Annotated in this window: 15 protein-coding genes; 6 read left to right on the top strand and 9 right to left on the bottom strand. The window is 66.5% G+C overall.

The window, feature by feature from the left end:
* Positions 1-86: 86 nt before the first annotated feature.
* The 7 genes from panC to PVZ77_RS00110 form a co-directional block, all read right to left on the bottom strand.
* The gene (panC, locus tag PVZ77_RS00140) at positions 87-944 is read right to left on the bottom strand and encodes a pantoate--beta-alanine ligase (protein WP_273805788.1); all 858 of its coding nucleotides are present in this window, start codon (positions 942-944) and stop codon (positions 87-89) included.
* A complete protein-coding gene (gene panB / locus PVZ77_RS00135; protein WP_273805789.1) occupies positions 941-1,741 on the bottom strand; it encodes a 3-methyl-2-oxobutanoate hydroxymethyltransferase in 801 nt (266 codons plus the stop codon). The genes panC and panB overlap by 4 nt, the downstream gene beginning before the upstream one ends.
* 129 nt (positions 1,742-1,870) lie before the next feature.
* Positions 1,871-2,371 carry a 2-amino-4-hydroxy-6-hydroxymethyldihydropteridine diphosphokinase gene (gene folK, locus PVZ77_RS00130; protein WP_273805790.1) on the bottom strand — a complete coding sequence of 167 codons (501 nt, stop codon included), beginning with the start codon at positions 2,369-2,371 and terminating at the stop codon, positions 1,871-1,873.
* Positions 2,371-3,762: a polynucleotide adenylyltransferase PcnB gene (locus tag PVZ77_RS00125; protein WP_273805791.1), complete on the bottom strand. Its 1,392-nt coding sequence runs from the start codon at positions 3,760-3,762 to the stop codon at positions 2,371-2,373. Before PVZ77_RS00125 ends, folK begins: the two co-directional genes overlap by 1 nt.
* A gap of 698 nt (positions 3,763-4,460) precedes the next feature.
* Positions 4,461-5,876 (bottom strand): sigma-54-dependent transcriptional regulator, encoded by a 1,416-nt coding sequence (locus PVZ77_RS00120; RefSeq protein ID WP_133861922.1) that lies wholly within the window; start codon positions 5,874-5,876, stop codon positions 4,461-4,463.
* 115 nt (positions 5,877-5,991) lie between these two features.
* Positions 5,992-8,940 (bottom strand): sensor histidine kinase, encoded by a 2,949-nt coding sequence (locus PVZ77_RS00115; RefSeq protein WP_273805792.1) that lies wholly within the window; start codon positions 8,938-8,940, stop codon positions 5,992-5,994.
* Entirely contained in the window at positions 8,924-9,100 is a 177-nt protein-coding gene (locus PVZ77_RS00110) for a hypothetical protein (RefSeq protein ID WP_007159707.1), read from the bottom strand. The genes PVZ77_RS00115 and PVZ77_RS00110 overlap by 17 nt, the downstream gene beginning before the upstream one ends.
* 180 nt (positions 9,101-9,280) lie before the next feature.
* Here PVZ77_RS00110 and PVZ77_RS00105 point away from each other — a divergent pair, with 180 nt between their 5' ends.
* Positions 9,281-9,622, top strand: a complete 342-nt coding sequence (locus PVZ77_RS00105; RefSeq protein ID WP_273805793.1) for a VOC family protein — start codon at positions 9,281-9,283, stop codon at positions 9,620-9,622.
* On the opposite strand, the gene gluQRS is transcribed toward PVZ77_RS00105, so the two are convergent.
* Entirely contained in the window at positions 9,619-10,509 is an 891-nt protein-coding gene (gene gluQRS / locus PVZ77_RS00100) for a tRNA glutamyl-Q(34) synthetase GluQRS (protein ID WP_273805794.1), read from the bottom strand. The genes PVZ77_RS00105 and gluQRS overlap by 4 nt on opposite strands.
* 84 nt (positions 10,510-10,593) lie before the next feature.
* Positions 10,594-11,037, bottom strand: coding sequence for an RNA polymerase-binding protein DksA (gene dksA, locus PVZ77_RS00095; protein ID WP_007159704.1), 444 nt, complete (start codon positions 11,035-11,037; stop codon positions 10,594-10,596).
* Between the two features lie 291 nt (positions 11,038-11,328).
* Here dksA and PVZ77_RS00090 point away from each other — a divergent pair, with 291 nt between their 5' ends.
* The 5 genes from PVZ77_RS00090 (at position 11,329) to PVZ77_RS00070 (ending at position 16,090) form a co-directional block, all read left to right on the top strand.
* Positions 11,329-12,504 (top strand): pyridoxal phosphate-dependent aminotransferase, encoded by a 1,176-nt coding sequence (locus PVZ77_RS00090; RefSeq protein WP_273805795.1) that lies wholly within the window; start codon positions 11,329-11,331, stop codon positions 12,502-12,504.
* Positions 12,501-13,226, top strand: a complete 726-nt coding sequence (sfsA, locus tag PVZ77_RS00085) for a DNA/RNA nuclease SfsA (RefSeq protein WP_273805796.1) — start codon at positions 12,501-12,503, stop codon at positions 13,224-13,226. Before PVZ77_RS00090 ends, sfsA begins: the two co-directional genes overlap by 4 nt.
* Before the next feature lie 87 nt (positions 13,227-13,313).
* Positions 13,314-14,576, top strand: coding sequence for a NupC/NupG family nucleoside CNT transporter (locus PVZ77_RS00080; RefSeq protein WP_273805797.1), 1,263 nt, complete (start codon positions 13,314-13,316; stop codon positions 14,574-14,576).
* A gap of 151 nt (positions 14,577-14,727) precedes the next feature.
* Positions 14,728-15,663 (top strand): nucleoside-specific channel-forming protein Tsx, encoded by a 936-nt coding sequence (locus PVZ77_RS00075; RefSeq protein ID WP_273805798.1) that lies wholly within the window; start codon positions 14,728-14,730, stop codon positions 15,661-15,663.
* 13 nt (positions 15,664-15,676) lie between these two features.
* Entirely contained in the window at positions 15,677-16,090 is a 414-nt protein-coding gene (locus PVZ77_RS00070) for a cytidine deaminase (protein WP_273805799.1), read from the top strand.
* The last annotated feature ends 3 nt before the right edge of the window (positions 16,091-16,093 follow it).

Below are 16,093 nucleotides of genomic sequence, written 5' to 3'. Positions count from 1 at the left end.
GCGCCGCGCTTCGAGCATGAAAAAGCCCGGTATGTTCCGGGCTTCCAGGGTTCAGTCAGGGTCGGGTGAGCTAACCTTCGGTTGCGTCACACTCGGGCCCTGCGGCGAAAGCTCAGGTTGTCGATCAGCCGCGTCTGGCCGAGATAGGCCGCTACCAGCAGGACCAATGCGGAGGTGTCCGGCCCGGCCGGTTGCAGACTCAGCTGCTCACGCAGTTCCAGGTAGTCCACCTTAAGCCCCTGAGCTTGCAATTCGGCGACACCGGCGGCCAGGGTCGGCTCGACCGCGGCGCCGGCGGCGAGCTGATCAGCGAGCCGCCTGAGCAGGCTGTACAGGCAGGGCGCACTGGCGCGCTGGCCGTCGTCGAGATAGCCATTGCGGGACGACAGCGCCAGGCCGTCGGTGGCCCGCACCGTGGGCTGGGCGACGATCTCGATGGGCATGTCCAGGTCCTGGACCAGCTTGCGGATCACCGCCAGCTGCTGATAGTCCTTTTCGCCAAAGACCGCCACGTCCGGTTGCGCCATCTGGAACAGCTTGGTGACCACCGTCGCCACGCCTTCGAAATGCCCGGGCCGGCGTGCGCCGCAGAGGCCTTCCGAGACCTGGGGGACGTTCACCCGGGTCAGGCCGTCCATGCCGCTGGGATACATCTCGGCCACCGCCGGTGCGAACAGCAGATCGCAATGGGCTTCGTTCAGCTGGCGGCTGTCTTCCGCCAGGGTGCGGGGATAGGTGTCCAGATCCTCGCCGGGACCGAACTGCAGCGGATTGACGAAGATGCTCGCCACCACGAAGTCGGCGTGGCGCCGGGCGGTCTCCACCAGCGCGATATGGCCGGCGTGCAGATTGCCCATGGTGGGCACCAGGCCGATGCGCAGGCCCTGGCGGCGCGCGGCGGCAACGGCGGCGCGCAGTTCGCAGACGCTATGGACCGTTTTCATGCGGAGAATCCGTGTTCGGGAGCGGGAAAGCTGCCGTCCTTGACGGCGGCGACGTAGGCCGCCAGGGCAGCCTGGATGCTGTCCTGACCGACCATGAAGTTGCGGACGAATTTCGGCGTGCGCCCGCGCAGGGCCAGGCCGAGCATGTCGTGCAGCACCAGCACCTGGCCATCGGTGGCGGCACCGGCGCCGATACCGATCACCGGCACCCGGGCGGCCCGGGTGATTTCCTCGGCCAGCGCCGAGGGCACGCATTCCAGCAGCAGCATGGCCGCGCCGGCTTCTTCCAGCTCCCGCGCGGCCTCGCGCAGCTGCTGCGCCCGGAGCGGATCGCGGCCCTGCACCTTGAAACCGCCGAAGACATTGACCGACTGGGGCGTCAGGCCCAGGTGGGCGCAGACCGGCACGCCATTGGCGGCCAGGCGGCGAATCGGCTCGGCCAGCCAGGCATCGCCCTCGAGCTTGACCATCTGCGCCCCCGCCTGCATCAGGCGACCGGCGCTGGTCAGGGTCTGCTCCAGGGTGGCATAGGTCATGAACGACAGGTCGGCGACGATGAAGGCGCCTGCGTGGCCGCGCTTGACGCAGGCGGTGTGGTAGACCATGTCGTCGAGGGTCACCGGCAGGGTGCTGTCGTGACCCTGCAGCACCATGCCGAGGGAATCGCCGATCAGCAGCATCTCCACGCCGGCCTGACTGGCGGCCTGGGCGAAGGTGGCATCGTAGGCGGTCAGCATGGCGATCTTTTCGCCGCGCTGCTTGAGCCCCTGAAGGGTCGTGAGGCTGATATCGGGCATGCAAGGGGTCCTCGTGGGACGGCGCTATGGTTGTTGTCTGGGCGCCGCGGGCGCGGGGTGGCCGCGCGCAAACGGCTGCTATAGTCCCGGCGCGTCCGGCACAAGTCAATGCTCGGTGTTACGGCTGTGTTACCGGCTGGGTGACGACGGTAGCAGCCGTTCCAGGCCTTCGAAAGGGCAGGCGGACAGCAGGTCCGGCAAGCGGCGGCCGTCGGGCAGGTGCAGGGAGGGGGCCAGCTCGGCCAGCGGATAGAGCACGAAGGCGCGGGCGTGGAGGTGATAGTGCGGCACCTGCAGGCGTGGCTCGTCGATCAGCCGTTCGCCGAACAGCAGGATGTCGATGTCCAGGGTGCGCGGCCCCCAGCGCTCGTCCTTGCGCACGCGGCCCTGCTGCTGCTCGATGGCCTGGGTGGCGTCGAGCAGCGCCAGGGGGGCAAGGGCGGTGTCCAGCGCGGCGACGGCATTGACGTAGCGCGGCTGGTCGGGCGGACCCAGGGGGTCGCTGGCATAGAAGGCGGAGACCGCCACCAGCTGACTCTTCGGCAGGCTGGCCAGGGCCTCCAGGGCCGCATCCAGTTGCTGCCGCGGCTCGGCCAGGTTGCTGCCCAGGCCGAGATAGACCCTTTCCATCATTCGTCGCCGGCGGTGGGCGCATCCGAGGTGCGCCGCTTGCGATTGCTGCCGCCCCGGCGACGGCGCTTGGCCGGTGCGCCTTCGTCTCGGCTGAGATTCTTGATCATCTCGCGCCGCTGGCTGTCGCCGACCTCCTGGTAGCGCGTCCACCAGTCGCCCAGGCCACCGGTCTCCTCGCCTGCGCTCTCGCGCAGCAGCAGAAAGTCGTAGCCGGCGCGGAAGCGCGGATTTTCCAGCAGTTGATCGGCGCGCTTGCCCTGACGGCGCGGCAGGCGTTCCTGCATGTCCCAGATCTCGCGCATCGGCAGGGTGAAGCGCTTGGGGACGGCGGTGCGTTGGCACTGCTGCAGGGTGAGGTCGTGGGCGGCTTCCTGCATGGCCGGAATCGGTGCCAGACCGAGGTCCTGGTGATGCCGGACACGCTCGGGCAGCGCCGGCCAGAGCAGGGCGGCGAACAGGAAGGCCGGCGTGACCGGCTTGCCTTCGCGGATGCGGGTATCGGTATTGACCAGGGCCTGGCGAATCAGGCTGCCGGCGTATTCCGGGTCGCGTTCCAGGGCTTCGCCACTGGCCGGGAACAGCGGGGCGAACAGACCGTACTGGCAGAGCAGCTCGAAGGTACGTTCGGCCTTGCCACCGAGCAGCAGCTTGATGACCTCGTCGAACAGGCGCGGTGCGGGAATGTCCCGCAGCAGCGGCGCCAGGCGACTGATGGGCTCGGCGGTCGCTGCCTCGATCTGGAAGTCCAGCTTGGCGGCGAAGCGCACGGCCCGCAGCATCCGCACCGGGTCTTCCTGGTAGCGCTGCTCCGGATCGCCGATCAGGCGAATCTGCCGCAGGCGGATATCCTGGGTGCCATTGGCATAGTCGAGGATGCGTTCGCCGCTGGCGTCGTAGTAGAGCGCGTTGATGGTGAAGTCGCGCCGCTGGGCATCCTGTTCCTGGTTGCCATAGATGTTGTCGCGCAGGATCCGGCCGCTTTCATGACGCGAGCCCTGGGCCTCGTCCTCGGCATCGCCGGTGGGATGATTGGCGCGGAAGGTCGCGACCTCGATGATCTCGCGGCCGAAATGCACGTGGACCAGCTTGAAGCGCCGGCCGATGACCCGTGCATTGCGGAATTCGGCCCGCACCTGTTCAGGCGTGGCACTGGTGGCGACATCGAAGTCCTTGGGCTCGAAGCCCAGCAGCAGGTCCCGGACGCAACCGCCTACCAGGTAGGCCTGATAACCCGCTTTCTCCAGCCGCTCGACGACGCTCAGGGCGTAGCGGCTGATGCGCTCTCGTTCCAGAGCATGCTGACTGCGGGGCAGTTCGATGGGCAAGGCAGGCGCGGGCGGAGTACGCCGCAGGGGCGAGCGCAGAGTCTGGATCAGCTTCTTCAGCATGCGAGTTTCTGTTCGGAGAGACGGCTACACGCAATCTGGCCCACAGCGGGAACCGTTGCGCAATAGATAAGGAGGGGATCTTGAACGAGGGAGGGGAGGCTGTCAAAGGCACTGGGGGAGCCGAAGCTCCCCCCCAAAGTGGTACGTGCTTTGTTTTTATTGTTTATCCAGACCTTTTGTTTTTCTTGTGTGGTCTGTTCCGTGCGGATACCTGCCGCCGGAAAGGCTCTGAAGTCTAGAGCCAAGAGCAAACGGATTACTTTGGAAGCTGATGCCGTCAGGATCATTCCTGCTCTGCCTGGTACGGGTGCTGCCTCGGGGCAGTTTTGTTGTTCTCTGGCCTGACATCGCGCGGACCATCCCGCTAGACGACTCTTCTCCAAAATGATCAGTTAGCTACGCCTCCGCCTGCTTGTTCTTGTTGTGCTGGAGTCGCTACGTCTTGTTTTTGTTATGGCTTGGGTACGTTCTTATTGTTCTTGTGCGAGAACATAAAGCAGATGCCGTGCCAGTTTTATAAAATCCTTTATTTTCAACGGCTTGCGAAAAATGTAGCCTTTTTGCTCAGGGGCTACAGGCAAATTTTCGTTACCGCTGAACCCGCCGGCTGTTACGGCGGTAACACATTGCAAAGGATGGGGGAGAGACCAGGGAGGTGTTACCGCGGGACGTGCAAGGCTGTCACGTCCCGGTATGGATCAGGAGGCGTCGCTGCTGGCGCTGGCCTTGCGCCGCGGAATGCCCAGGCGCTGGCGACGTTCCCACAGGCACTTGCGGCTGACGCCCAGCTTGCGCGCCAGCTCGGTCTCGGTCATGTGGTCCTGGTGCTCGAGCACGAAGTGCTGGAAGTAGTCTTCCAGCGACAGGTCCTCGGTGGGTTCGTGGGCGCCATTGCCGTTACCCAGTCCCGAGCTGGGCAGCGGATCCAGGTAGCTGTCGGCCAGCTCCAGTTCGCCGAGCTCGACGTCGATGCCCAACTGATCGGCATTGATCTCCTGGCCTTCGCTGAGGATCACCGAGCGCTCGATGGCGTTCTCCAGCTCGCGCACGTTGCCCGGCCAGCTGTAGTGGCGGATGGCGGCCTCGGCCTCGGCGCCGAGCTTCAGGCCTGGACGACTCATGCGCGCCGACTGGCGAGCGAGGAACACCCGGGCGATCTCCATGACGTCGCCGCCGCGTTCGCGCAGGGCCGGCAGGCGCAGGGAAATGACATTGAGGCGATAGAAGAGGTCTTCGCGAAACTGGCCAATCTTCGCCAGACCCTTGAGATCCCGATGGGTCGCGGCGATCAGGCGCACATCGACCTTTTGCGACTGCACCGAGCCGACCCGGCGAATCTCGCCTTCCTGCAGCACGCGCAAGAGGCGTGCCTGGGCTTCCAGTGGCAATTCGCCGATCTCGTCGAGAAACAGGGTGCCGCCGTCGGCCGCTTCCACCAGGCCGGTACGGCTGGCGCTGGCGCCGGTGAAGGCGCCCTTCTCGTGGCCGAAGAGTTCGGATTCGATCAGGGTCTCGGGAATGGCCGCACAGTTGACCGAGATCAGCGGCGCCTTGGCCCGCCGCGACAGATTGTGCAGTGCCCGCGCCACCAGTTCCTTGCCGGTACCCGATTCACCCTGGATCAGCACGGTGGAATCGGTGGGCGCGACCTTGCGGATCTTGCCGAAGAGGTCCTGCATCGGCGCGCAGTTGCCGATGATGCCGATCTCGCCGGTGGCCGGCGCCGGCGTGACGCTTTCCTCGGCGACCATCGGCGGGCGCTGCTCGCGTTCCACCAGGATGCGCGCCACGGCCTGCAGCATCTCGTCGTGATCGAAGGGCTTGGCGATGTAGTCCACCGCACCCTGCTTCATGGAATCGACCGCCGAGCGAAGGCTGGCGTAGCTGGTCATGATCAGCACCGGCTTGCCCTTGGCGAGATCGATCATCTCGGTACCCGGGGCGCCGGGCAGGCGCAGATCGCTGATGACGAGGTCGAAGCTGGAAACGTCGTAGAGATCCTGGGCTTCCTGGACGGAGCCGGCTTCGCTGACACGGAACTGGTTGCGCTCGAGCAGGCGGCGCAGCGCCGAACGGATGATCTTCTCGTCTTCGACAATCAGGATATGGGCCATCAAGTGCGCTCTCTTACGGGAAGGCAAGACGACCCACGCCAGGCAGCGTGTGATGTCGCGGTCGTCTGGACTTCCGAATGCTTTAGCAGATCCATCCAGCAGGCGGATGGGTCCGTCACGGCGCCTCCGGCAACCCGAGATAGCGCGGCAGCAGTACCCGAATGCGGGTGCCCTGGCCGGTCACGGGGTCGGTAGGACTATCGATCATTATCTGACCATAATGCTCTTCTACGATGGAATAGACCAGCGCCAAGCCAAGCCCTGTCCCCTTGCCCGGATCCTTGGTGGTGAAGAAGGGTTCGAACAGTCGACTGACGATGGCCTTGGGAATACCGCTGCCTTCGTCTTCGACGCTCAGGGTCACGGTCTGGCCGTGGGCCTCGCTGCGCACCCGGATCGGCGCGCCGGCGGGCGAGGCGTCGCGGGCGTTGGACAGCAGGTTGATCATCACCTGCACCAGGCGCTGGGGATCGCCCTGCACCAGGTGTTCCGGGTCGCAGAGATTGAAGAAGTCGACGTCTACACTCTGACGATTGAGCGAGAGCAGGGCGATGGCCTCCTGGGCCGCCTCGGCCACGCACACCGGTTCGTGGGCCTGCTGGCGGCCACCGGCGTGGGCGAAACTCATCAGCGACTGGACGATGCGGGTGATGCGGCGGGTCTGCTCGATGATCTGGCTGCTGATCTCGTCGATCTCTTCGTCCGCTTCGCGCTCCTCGCGCAGATTCTGCGCCAGGCAGGCGATGCCGGTGACCGGGTTGCCGATCTCGTGGGCGACGCCCGCGGCCAGCCGGCCGATGGAGGCCAGGCGCTCGGAGTGGATCAGGCGGTCTTCCAGCAGCTGGGTCTCGCTGATGTCTTCCACCACCAGCACCGTGCCGTTGCTGCCCACCGCCAGGGGTTCGTCGATGGTCGCCTTGTGCAGGTTGAGCCAGCGCTGCTCGTGCTCCTGGGGCAGGCGCTGCTTGTAGAGGTGCTGCTGTGCCGGTTCGGCGAGAAAGCGCTCGAACAGGTCCTGCCAGGGATCGGGCAGGGCGCTCAGGCGCGAGCCCACCACCCGGGCGCCGTCGATGCCGGTGAGTTCTTCCATGGCGCGGTTCCACATGAGGATCTCGCGGTCGCGGGCCAGGGAGCAGACGCCCATGGGTAACTCCTGCAGGGTCTGGCGGTGATAGCGGCGCAGGGCGTCCAGCTCGGCGGCGAGACCCGTCAGGCGCGACTGGTAGTCTTCCAGGCGATTCTCGATGAAGTGGATGTCTTCGGTGGCATAGGCCTCGCTTTCCGCCTTGAACGGCAGAAAGGTCTCGACGATGTCCTGGGCGACCCGCGGGCCCATCAGGCCCGAGAGGTTGGCCTCGATGCGATCGCGCAGCCGGCGCAGGGCATAGGGGCGGCGTTCGTCATAGGGCAGCAGCAGGTCGGCCAGGGCGCGCTCGACTTCCTTTTGCGCGGTCTTGGCGCCCAGCGGCTTGGCCAGCTGGGCCGCGAAGTCCTGGGGCGAGCTGGCCGCCAGTTCGCGGCGTTGCGGACGACGGACGTTGTCCACCGCGCAGGCCTCGGCGGCGCTCTTCTCTTCTTCGCTGGCTTCGGTGAACAGCGAGACCAAGGCGAACACCAGCACGTTGACGGTCAGCGAGGCCACGGCGGCGAGGTGCCAGTTGCTGGCGCTGATGCGATAGCTGAAGACGCCGATGTGCAGCGGATTGATGTCGGCCACCAGCGGCATGAGCATGCTCAGGAACCACAGGCCCAGGCCGCACAGCAGGCCGGCGATGAAGCCCTTGCGATTGGCCGTCTGCCAGTAGAGCACCGACAGCGCGCCAGGCAGGAATTGCACGGTGGCGACAAAAGAGACGATGCCCAGGCTGGAGAGATCGCCATGGCCCTGCAACAGGCGGTAGAAGCCGTAGCTGCCGAGGATGATGGCGGCGATCAGCAGGCGCCGGGTCATGCGCAGCCAGCGATAGATGTTGCCGTCGGTGGGTGGCTGGTAGAGCGGCAGCACGATGTGGTTGAGCAGCATGCCCGACAGCGCCATGGTCACCACGATGATCAGGCCGCTGGCTGCCGACAGGCCGCCGACGAAGGCCACCAGCGCCAGCAGCGGATTGTCCAGTGCCAGGCCCACGCCCAGGGTGAAGTACTCCGGCGGCGTCGGCGAACCCAGCGCCAGGCCGCCCCAGAGAATCGGCGGCACCGCCAGGCTGATCAGCAGCAGGAACAGCGGCAGGCCCCAGCTGGCGCTGACCAGCGCCTGGGGACTGAGATTCTCGGTAAAGGCCATGTGGTACATGTGCGGGGTGACGATGGCCGCGGCAAAGAACACCAGCAGCAGGATCCGCCAGGGGCCTTCCTGCAGCGGGGTGTGCAGGGTGGAAAGGGCGCTCTGGTTCTGCTGCAGCCAGGTCTCCAGGCCGTTGGGGCCGCCGAACACGGTATAGAGGGTGACGCTGCCAACGATGCCCAGGGCCAGCAGCTTGACCAGGGATTCGAAGGCGATGGCCACCACCAGGCCCTCGTGGCGCTCCTTGGAGTTGATCTGGCGCGCGCCGAAGAGCATGGCGAACAGGGTGATCAGCAGGCAGAAGCCCAGCGCCGGGGCGTCCTGGGCGCGGGCCTGCACCAGGATGCCGGTACTGGTGGCCACCGCCTGGATCTGCAGCGCCAGCAGTGGCAGCACGGCGATCAGCATGCCCAGACTGGTCAGGGCGCCGGCCCAGGTACTGCGGAAACGGAAGGCGAAGAGATCGGCCAGGGACGCCAGCTGGTAGGCACGGGTCAGGCGCAGGATGGGATAGAGCAATACCGGCGCCAGCAGAAAGGCGCCGCACAGCCCCAGGTAATAGGCGAGAAAGCCGTAGCCGTAGTCGTAGGCCAGGCCCACGGTGCCATAGAAGGCCCAGGCGCTGGCATAGACGCCCAGCGACAGGGTGTAGATCAGCGGATGGCGCACCAGCCGGCGCGGCACCCAGCCCTTCTCGGTCATCCAGGCGACGCCAAAGAAGATCAGCAGGTAACCGGCGCTGATCAGGACCAGTTGGGACAGACTAAAGCTCGTCGGCATCGCGCTGGCTCTGCAGGATAAAGGTCACCACGATGAGGATGAGCCACAGCAGGTAGGGCCGATACCAGGCGCCGCTGGGAGCGATCCACCAATCCATGATGGCGGGGGAGAACAGATAGATGCCTACCACGAGGAGCAGGACCAGCCGGTAGATGTACATGCGCGGTTCCCGAACGGCGATGGCGCCATGGTAAAGCAAAAGCGCTGTACCCCGGAGAGGGAGGCTTCTACCGTGACGGCATCCTTGCCCGCTGGAGATCCTCGATGACCAGGCCCCGCCTCGCTGCCGTGCTGGAAACCGCGCTCTATGCCGCCGATCTGCCCAGGGCCCGGCGCTTCTATGACGAGGGTGCTGGGCCTGGCGCCTCTGTTCACCGACGACCGTCTGGCCGCCTATGCGGTGGGCGCCAGCGTGCTGTTGCTGTTCCAGCGGGGCACTACCGAGCAACCCGTCAGGTTGCCGGGCGGCTGCATTCCTCCGCACGGCGCCCAGGGCTGTCAGCACCTGGCCCTGGCGATCGCGGCGGATGAACTGGACACCTGGATCGCGCACCTGGCAGCCGCCGGGGTCGCCATCGAGGAACGCACCCAGTGGCCACGTGGGGCGGTCAGCCTGTATTTCCGCGATCCGGACGGGCACCTGCTGGAACTGGTGACGCCCGGACTCTGGCCCAACTACTAGTCCGGCAGCTGGGCTTCGGCCAGGTGGGGCACCCGCGGGATCAGCGTGGCGTCCCAGTGGGCGACGCCCCAGGCCAGCACCCGGGTCGGGGGCTCCTCGGCCAGCGCCGGCTGGGTCGGCTGGCCCAGGGCGCGCAGGGCGCGTACCAGCAGGGCGCCGGCCTGTTCGGGTGGCAGCGGCGGCGAGCGGTAACTTTTGCCCAGCTTGTGGCCGTCGGGCTGGATCAGCAGCGGCACGTGCAGATAGCGCGGCGCCGGATGGCCGAGCAATTCCTGCAGATAGAGCTGGCGCGGCGTGGAGTCCAGCAGGTCGGCGCCCCGCACCACGTCGGTGATGCCCTGCAGGGCATCGTCCATCACCACCGCCAGCTGGTAGGCGATCAGGCCGTCGCGACGCTGGATGACGAAGTCGCCCACCTCGCGTCCCAGGTGCTGGCGGAATTCGCCCTGCACCCGGTCGACGAAGCGGTAGTCCAGCTCGGGGACGCGGATGCGGATGGCGGCGTCGGTCGCCGGCAGCCCGCGATTGCGGCAGTAGCCGGGGTAGAGCCCGCCACTGCCTTCAAGTTGCTTGCGCGAGCAGTCGCAGGCATAGGCCAGCCCGCTGGCCAGCCACTGCGCGATGACCGCGCGATAGGCGTCCAGGCGTTCGCTCTGGCGCAGCACCGGGCCGTCCCATTCGAAGCCATAGGCTTCCAGGGTAGTGAGAATGGCCGCCTGGGCGCCCGGGACCTCGCGTGGCGGATCCAGGTCTTCCATGCGCACCAGCCACTGCCCGCCCGCGGCGCGGGCATCCAGGTAGGAGGCTAGGGCGGCGACCAGCGAGCCGAAGTGCAGATAGCCGCTGGGCGTGGGGGCGAAACGGCCGACATAGGGGCGCCTGGACATAGCTCATCCTGTGAATGCCGGAAAAACCAAAATCTGAACAGAACAAAGGGCGCCGTAGCGCCCTCGTCGGTGAGGCAGCAGGACTCAGGTCCCGGTCTGCTTCTCGCGGATCTCGGCCAGGGTCTTGCAGTCGATGCACAGACTGGCGGTCGGACGGGCTTCCAGCCGGCGGATACCGATTTCCACGCCGCAGGAGTCGCACCAGCCGTATTCGTTGTCTTCGATCAGCTGCAGCGTCTCGTCGATCTTCTTGATCAGCTTGCGCTCGCGGTCGCGGGCACGCAGTTCCAGGCTGAATTCCTCTTCCTGGGTCGCGCGGTCGGCCGGGTCGGCGAAGTTGGCCGCTTCTTCCTTCATGTGGTGCACGGTGCGATCGACTTCTTCGCGCAGTTCCTGCTTCCACTTGTTCAGAATGCCGGTGAAGTGGGCGCGCATGCGCTCACTCATGTATTCCTCGCCCTTGGCAGGCTGGTAGGGTTCGTAGCCACGGGCCAGATGATTGTTCTGCTGATTTGCTTCGCTGGGCATGATTGACCCTCTCACTTTCGCTGATCCTGTCCACAGGCTGGATGCGTTTCCAGGCCTCTCCATGTTGGAACGCCCGGGGTCTGTGGCTGCCGATGACGTCCCGCGCAATGCCGACGCCAGGCTGAATATGTTCTCGACTGGCCAGTCGCCCTGCGGATGCAAGCCGGCGAACTTACCAGAAGCTTCCAGGGGGCGCTACTACTGGCCTCCCGCTCCTTGCCGACGCGGCGGGTGCCGGTCTGCGAAGCCTTGGTTAGAATCCCGCCTTCGCCACAAGTTCGGACCCCGTCCATGTCCAATTCCTACAGCGCACGCAGCCAGGCCATCGAGCCCTTCCATGTGATGGCCCTGCTGGAGCGCGCCAACCAGCTCCAGGCCGCCGGGCACGACGTCATCCACCTGGAGATCGGCGAGCCCGATTTCACCACCGCCGCCCCAGTGGTCGCCGCTGGCCAGGCCGCGCTGGCCGCCGGTCAGACCCGCTACACCGCGGCACGCGGCCTGCCGGAGTTGCGCCGCGCCATCGCCGCCTTCTATGGCGAGCGCTACGGCATCGACCTGGATCCGGAGCGGGTGCTGATCACCCCCGGCGGCTCGGGCGCCCTGCTGCTGGCCAGCGCCCTGCTGGTCGATCCCGGACGGCACTGGCTGCTGGCCGATCCCGGCTATCCCTGCAATCGGCACTTCCTGCGCCTGGTGGAGGGCGCGGCCCAGCTGATCCCGGTCGGCGCCGACACCCGCTACCAGCTCACGCCCGAGCTGGTGGAGCGGCACTGGCAGGCGGACAGCGTGGGCGCCCTGGTGGCCTCGCCGGCCAATCCGACCGGCACCCTGCTCGATCGTGACGAGCTCGCCGGGCTGTCGGCCGCCCTCAAGGCGCGTGGCGGTCACCTGGTGGTGGACGAGATCTACCACGGCCTGACCTACGGCCTGGACGCCCCCAGCGTGCTGGAGGTGGACGATTCGGCCTTCGTGCTCAACAGCTTCTCCAAGTACTTCGGCATGACCGGCTGGCGCCTTGGCTGGCTGGTGGCGCCGCCCGCCGCCGTGCCGGAGCTGGAAAAGCTGGCGCAGAATCTCTACATCAGCGCCTCCACCGTGGCGCAGCAGGCGGCCCTGGCCTGTTTTACCCCAGAGGCCATGGCCATCTTCGAGGAGCGTCGCGCCGAATTCGCCCGTCGTCGCGACTACCTGCTGCCAGCGCTGCGCGACCTGGGCTTCAGGATCGCCGTCGAGCCCCAGGGCGCCTTCTATCTCTATGCCGACATCTCCGCCTTCGGCGGCGATGCCTATGCCTTCTGCCGGTTCCTGCTGGAGACCGAGCACGTGGCCATCACCCCCGGCCTGGACTTCGGTCGCCACCGTGCCGACACCCATGTGCGCTTCGCCTACACCCAGTCGCTGCCGCGCCTGGAAGAGGCCGTCGCCCGCATCGCCCAGGGCCTGCAGCGCTGGAGTGCCCGGTGAGATTCGATCCGCCCCTGGAGGAGGGTCGCCTGCTGCGCCGCTACAAGCGTTTTCTCGCCGATATCGAGACCGCCAGCGGTGAAGTGTTGACCCTGCACTGCCCCAATACCGGGTCCATGCTCCACTGCCAGCCGGCGGGAGCCCGCGTCTGGTTCAGCCGCGCCAGCGGTCCCAAGCGCAAGCTGCCCGGCACCTGGGAACTGGTCGAGACGGATCATGGGCGCCTGGCCTGCATCAATACCGCCCGTGCCAATCGCCTGGTGGAGGAGGCCTTGCTGGCAGGCGGCATTCCCGAGCTGGCCGGCTTCACCGCCCTGCGCCGGGAGGTGGCCTACGGGCTGGAGAACAGTCGCGCCGATTTCCGCCTGGAGTATCCCGCGGGGCCGCTGTACCTGGAGGTCAAGAGCGTCACCCTGGGCTTTGCCGACACCACGGTCGCCGCCTTTCCCGATGCCGTGACCACCCGCGGGACCCGCCATCTGCGCGAGCTGGCGGCCCTGGCCGCGGCCGGCGAGCGGGCGGTGCTGCTCTATTGCGTGCTGCTCGACGGCATCGAGGCGGTGCGCCCGGCGGCGGAAATCGATGCCGCCTATGCCCTGGCCCTGGGCGAAGCCCGTCGGCAGGGCGTGCAGGTGCTGGCTTATGGGGCACTGCTCTCGCCCGCAGGTCTGCAACTGGACCGACCGCTACGCCTCGCTGACTGGGCAGTCACAAAAAGCTGATCGCCTGGACAGGATCTGGCAGGCGCCTTGCTTACGGATATCGCCCATTGATCGCCGCTATCGGGCGATCCTGTCAGGAGTCTCTTGATGATCTCTGTGCTGGGCATGCTGTTGCTGGTGGCCATCGCCATCCTCTTCTCCCGCCAGCGGCGCGCCATTCGCGTGCGTACCGTGCTCGCGGCCTTTCTGTTGCAGGCGGGACTCGGTCTGTTCGTCCTCTACATTCCCTGGGGCCAGCAGGTGCTCGGCAGCGTCTCCGGGGCCGTCTCTTCGCTGCAGCTCTATGCCGACAAGGGCATCGAATTCCTCTTCGGCGGCCTCGCCGGGCCGAGGATGTTCGAGTACTTCGGTAACGGCGGCTTCGTTTTCGCCGTGCGGGTGCTGCCCCTGATCGTGTTCTTCGGCAGCCTGATCGCGGTGCTCTACTACCTGGGCATCATGGGCTGGATCATCCGCCTGGTGGGCGGAGCGCTACACGCGTTGCTCGGCACCAGCCGGGTGGAATCCACCACGGTCACCGCGACCCTGTTCCTCGGCCAGTCGGAAATGCCGCTGGTGGTGCGGCCCTTCATCGCCGATCTCACCCGTTCGGAGCTGTTCGCCATCATGGTCGGCGGTTTCGCCGCGGTGGCCGGTTCGGTGCTGCTGGGCTACGCCGGCATGGGCGTGGAACTCAAGTACCTGATTGCCGCCAGCTTCATGGCCGCCCCGGGCGGACTGCTGATGGCCAAACTGATGGAGCCGGAGACCGAGCAGCCGCGCGACCAGGCCATGAAGACCCTGGGGGAAGGGGAAGAGCGCCCGGCCAACGTCATAGACGCAGCTGCGGAAGGCGCCCAGGTCGGCCTGCGCATCGCCCTAGCGGTCGGTGCCATGCTGCTGGCCTTCATCGCCCTGATCGCCCTGCTCAACGGCATCCTCGGCTGGTGCGGCGCCTGGTTCGGCCTGCCGCAGCTGAGCATGCAGCTGGTACTGGGCTATCTGCTGGCGCCGGTGGCCTTCCTCATCGGCGTGCCCTGGAGCGAGGCGGTGCAGGCCGGTGGCTTCATCGGCCAGAAGCTGGTGCTCAACGAATTCGTCGCCTACGCCGATCTCTCGACCTACCTGGACCCGGTCAAGTCGGCGGCGGCTGGCGTCCAGCCGCTCTCGGCGCACACCCAGGTCATCGTCACCTTCGCCCTCTGCGGCTTCGCCAATCTCTCTTCCATCGCCATCCAGCTCGGCGGCCTGGGCGGCATCGCCCCCCAGCGGCGTCACGAACTGGCTCAGCTGGGCCTGCGCGCCATGCTCGGCGGCACCCTGGCCAACCTGATGAGCGCGGCCCTGGCCGGCTTCTTCATCGGCCTCTAGGTCGATGTCGATTGGACCATCCGGTCCACTTTATGGTGCACAGCTGGCCTGGGTGCGCCAAAACGTAACAGCGGATGACCGTGGCGTGCGCCTGCTTCGCCGCCACGCGTTGTCCGCGGCTTCTCAAGGCTTTCGTTCAGGACCCCCTCTCATGACGTTTTCCCGCCTCCGTCGCGCGCGCCTCGGCGCGCTACCGCTCCTGTTCTGCTGCAGCGCCCAGCTGCTGGCCGCTCCCGCCGTCGCTACCGACAGCGCCCAGGGCGAGACCGCCAGTCCTGCCGCGCAACAGACGGAAAATCGCTCCCCCTATCTGTCGTCCTGGTACAACCAGGATCTGACCCTGATCGGCAGCAAGGACATCAGCTTCGGCCCGCAGCCCGTGGATGACGTCTATCTGGAGTACGAGTACTTCGGCCGCAAGGGGCCCTTCGAACTCTATGGCTACATCGACGTGCCCAGGGTGCTGGGCATCGGCAACAGCCATGACTCCGGCGTCTGGGACCGCGGTTCACCCCTGTTCATGGAGCACGAGCCGCGGATTTCCCTCGATCAGCTCACCGGCCGCTCACTGGCCTTCGGGCCGTTCAAGGAGTGGTACCTGGCCTTTGACTGGATCTACGACCACGGCAGTAGCCAGGCCAGTCGGCAGAACACCCTCTACGCCGGCTTAGGTACCGACATCGAGACCCATACCCCAGTACTGCTGTCCGCCAACCTGTACGGCCGTCGCCAATGGGAAAACTATGGCGCCGCCAACGAGAATTCCTGGGACGGCTATCGGGCCCAGCTCAAGTACATCTGGCCGCTGGCCAGGTTCGACAACGGCGCCTCCCTGACCTATGTCGGCTTCACCAACTTCGATTTCGGCTCGAAGCTGGGCGACGAGCCGGGTCGAACGGCCAATGCCACCGTGTCCACCAATGTGCTGCTCTATGCCTTCACCCACCTGCGCTTCATGTTCGCCGCGCGGCACTTCCACAATGGCGGCAACTGGCGCGACGGCACCGAGCTGAACTTTGGCGAGGGCGCCTTCGAGGGTCGCTCCAACGGCTGGGGCTACTATGTGGGGGTGGGTTATCAATTCTGATCTGGAGACTGACATGAGCACCAACCTGCCTGCGCACCTGGCCGCACTGCTTCCGGAAGCGGTCGCTGCAGCCGAGCGCGCCTACTGTCCGCATTCGGAATTTCCCGTGGGCGCCGCCCTGCTGACCGCCGAAGGCGAGGTCATCCATGGCTGCAACGTGGAAAACATCTCCTACGGCCTGACCAACTGCGCCGAGCGCAGCGCCCTGTTTGCCGCCATCAGCCGGGGCCTGCCGCCGCGCAGCTTCACCGCCATGGCCATCCATGCGCCGGGCGTCCCCCTGATCAGTCCCTGCGGCGCCTGCCGCCAGGTGCTGCTGGAGCTGATGGCGCCCGACGCGACCATCGTCTGCAGCGGCAGCGAACCCGGCCGTACCCGTACCTGGACCCTGGCCGAGCTGCTGCCCGGCGCCTTCGAAGACTTCTAAGGA

It is taken from the genome of Pseudomonas sp. SHLD1, from assembly GCF_028640935.1.
Lineage (GTDB): Bacteria > Pseudomonadota > Gammaproteobacteria > Pseudomonadales > Pseudomonadaceae > Chryseomonas > Chryseomonas aestiva.
The sequence above is the reverse complement of the archived record's forward strand: the minus strand, read 5'-3'. Positions and strand labels throughout refer to the sequence as shown.

Coding starts and splice junctions, on each gene's coding strand:
- panC (WP_273805788.1), bottom strand. CDS start 944: ATGAAAACGGTCCATAGCGTCTGCGAACTGCGCGCCGCCGTTGCCGCC.
- panB (WP_273805789.1), bottom strand. CDS start 1,741: ATGCCCGATATCAGCCTCACGACCCTTCAGGGGCTCAAGCAGCGCGGC.
- folK (WP_273805790.1), bottom strand. CDS start 2,371: ATGGAAAGGGTCTATCTCGGCCTGGGCAGCAACCTGGCCGAGCCGCGG.
- PVZ77_RS00125 (WP_273805791.1), bottom strand. CDS start 3,762: ATGCTGAAGAAGCTGATCCAGACTCTGCGCTCGCCCCTGCGGCGTACT.
- PVZ77_RS00120 (WP_133861922.1), bottom strand. CDS start 5,876: ATGGCCCATATCCTGATTGTCGAAGACGAGAAGATCATCCGTTCGGCG.
- PVZ77_RS00115 (WP_273805792.1), bottom strand. CDS start 8,940: ATGCCGACGAGCTTTAGTCTGTCCCAACTGGTCCTGATCAGCGCCGGT.
- PVZ77_RS00110 (WP_007159707.1), bottom strand. CDS start 9,100: ATGTACATCTACCGGCTGGTCCTGCTCCTCGTGGTAGGCATCTATCTG.
- PVZ77_RS00105 (WP_273805793.1), top strand. CDS start 9,281: ATGACGAGGGTGCTGGGCCTGGCGCCTCTGTTCACCGACGACCGTCTG.
- gluQRS (WP_273805794.1), bottom strand. CDS start 10,509: ATGTCCAGGCGCCCCTATGTCGGCCGTTTCGCCCCCACGCCCAGCGGC.
- dksA (WP_007159704.1), bottom strand. CDS start 11,037: ATGCCCAGCGAAGCAAATCAGCAGAACAATCATCTGGCCCGTGGCTAC.
- PVZ77_RS00090 (WP_273805795.1), top strand. CDS start 11,329: ATGTCCAATTCCTACAGCGCACGCAGCCAGGCCATCGAGCCCTTCCAT.
- PVZ77_RS00080 (WP_273805797.1), top strand. CDS start 13,314: ATGATCTCTGTGCTGGGCATGCTGTTGCTGGTGGCCATCGCCATCCTC.
- PVZ77_RS00075 (WP_273805798.1), top strand. CDS start 14,728: ATGACGTTTTCCCGCCTCCGTCGCGCGCGCCTCGGCGCGCTACCGCTC.
- PVZ77_RS00070 (WP_273805799.1), top strand. CDS start 15,677: ATGAGCACCAACCTGCCTGCGCACCTGGCCGCACTGCTTCCGGAAGCG.